This is a genomic window from Kitasatospora sp. P5_F3, from assembly GCF_054049135.1.
Genome location: NZ_JBFUMY010000176.1, coordinates 1 through 2219, shown reverse-complemented (window position 1 = coordinate 2219; position 2219 = coordinate 1). Strand labels below are relative to the sequence as shown.

Sequence of the window (2219 nt, the reverse complement as noted above, 5' to 3'; positions counted from 1 at the left end):
CAGCTGGACCCGGCGTACGCGGGTGATGGCAGTGATGTGCGGAACCAGGCGAAGGTCGCGACCGACAGCGCCGATCCGGATCTGTCGAACAACACGTCGGATGCGTCGACCGGTGGTCTGCCCGGTCCGGGGCCTGGCCCGAACCCGCCGGCGCCGGTGAAGGCCGACGTGGCGATCGCGAAGAAGCCAGCGTCGAGCACCCTGGTGGCCCCGGGTGAGACGTTCGACTACACGGTGACGGTGACGAACAACGGTCCCTCGCAGGCTTCGGGCCTGGTGGTCACCGATGCAATGCCCGCTGTGCTGAAGTTCGTTTCTTCGTCTGACGGTTGTACTGCTGTCGGTCAGGATGTGAGCTGCCCCAAGCTGGTTACGTTGGCGGCGAAGGCGTCGAAGACGTTCACGATCAAAGTGCAGCTGGACCCGGCGTACGCGGGTGATGGCACTGGTGTGCGGAACCAGGCGAAGGTTGCGACCGACAGCGCCGATCCGGATCTGTCGAACAACACGTCGGATGCGTCGACCGGTGGTCTGCCGGGTCCGGGGCCCGGTCCGAATCCGCCTGCTCCGGTGAAAGCCGATGTGGCGATCGCCAAGAAGTCGGCGTCGACTACGGCGGTTGCTGCGGGTGAGTCGTTCGACTACACGGTGACGGTGACGAACAATGGTCCCTCGCAGGCTTCGGGTCTGGTGGTGACTGATGCGCTGCCGGTCATGTTGAAGTTCGTTTCGGCGAGCGATAGTTGCACGGCGACCGGGAAGAACGTGAGTTGCCCGAAGTTGGCCACGTTGGCGGCGAAGGCGTCGAAGACCTTCACGATCACCGTGCAGCTGGACCCGGCGTACGCGGGTGATGGCAGTGATGTGCGGAACCAGGCGAAGGTGGCCACCGACAGTGGAGATCCGGATCTGTCGAACAACACGTCGGATGCGTCGACCGGTGGTCTGCCCGGCCCGGGGCCCGGCCCGAACCCGCCCAACCCGGCCAAGACAGATGTCGCCATCACGAAGAAGCCGGCGTCGACCACCTCGATCGCGCCTGGTGAGTCCTTCGACTACACGGTCACCGTGACGAACAACGGGCCGTCGGATGCGAAGGGCCTGGTGGTCACGGATGCGTTGCCCGCTGTGCTGAAGTTCGTTTCAGCGAGCGACAGTTGCACGGCGACCGGTCAGGATGTGAGCTGTCCCAAGCTCGCTACGTTGGTGGCGAAAGCTTCGAAGACATACACGATCACCGTGCAGCTGGACCCGGCCTACTCCGGTGACGGTTCGGACGTTCGTAACCAGGCCAGGGTAGCCACCGATACTGCCGACCCGGATCTGTCGAACAACACCTCCGACGCCTCGACCGGTGGTCTGCCCGGCCCGGGTCCCGGTCCGAACCCGCCGGCGCCGGTGAAGGCCGACGTGGCGATCGCGAAGAAGCCCGCATCGAGTGCCGCGGTCGCACCCGGTGAGACCTTCGACTACGCGATCACGGTGACGAACAACGGTCCCTCGCAGGCGTCGGGTCTGGTGGTGACTGATGCACTGCCGGTCATGCTGAAGTTCGTTTCGGCGAGCGACAGTTGCACTGCAACCGGTCGGGATGTGACCTGTCCGAAGCTGGGCACGTTGGTGGCGAAGGCGGCGAAGGCGTACACGATCACCGTGCAGCTGGACCCGGCGTACTCCGGTGACGGTTCGGATGTGCGCAATCAGGCCAAGGTGGCCACGGACACCTCCGACCCGGACCTGACCAACAACACCTCCGACGCGTCGACCGGTGGTCTGCCCGGTCCGGGGCCTGGCCCGAACCCGCCCTCCCCGGTGAAGGCCGATGTCGCGATCACGAAGAAGCCGGCCTCGGCTACTTCGGTCGCCGCGGGTGAGTCGTTCGACTACACGGTGACGGTGACGAACAATGGTCCCTCGCAGGCTTCGGGTCTGGTGGTGACTGATGCGTTGCCTGCGATGTTGAAGTTCGTTTCGGCGAGCGATGGTTGTACGGCGACCGGTCAGGATGTGAGCTGTCCCGAGCTTGCTACGTTGGCGGCGAAGGCGTCGAAGGCCTACACGATCAAGGTGCAGCTGGACCCGGCGTACGCGGGTGATGGCAGTGATGTGCGGAACCAGGCGAAGGTCGCGACCGACAGCGCCGATCCGGATCTGTCGAACAACACGTCGGATGCGTCGACCGGTGGTCTGCCCGGTCCGGGGCCTGGCCCGAACCCGCC

The 2219-nt window shown here is 65.3% G+C and carries 1 protein-coding gene; it reads left to right on the top strand.

Going from position 1 to position 2219, the window contains the following annotated elements; translation table 11 throughout:
• The coding region (locus ACXJMZ_RS37095; protein ID WP_457034398.1) for a DUF11 domain-containing protein at window positions 1-2219 on the top strand (2219 nt) is incomplete at both ends.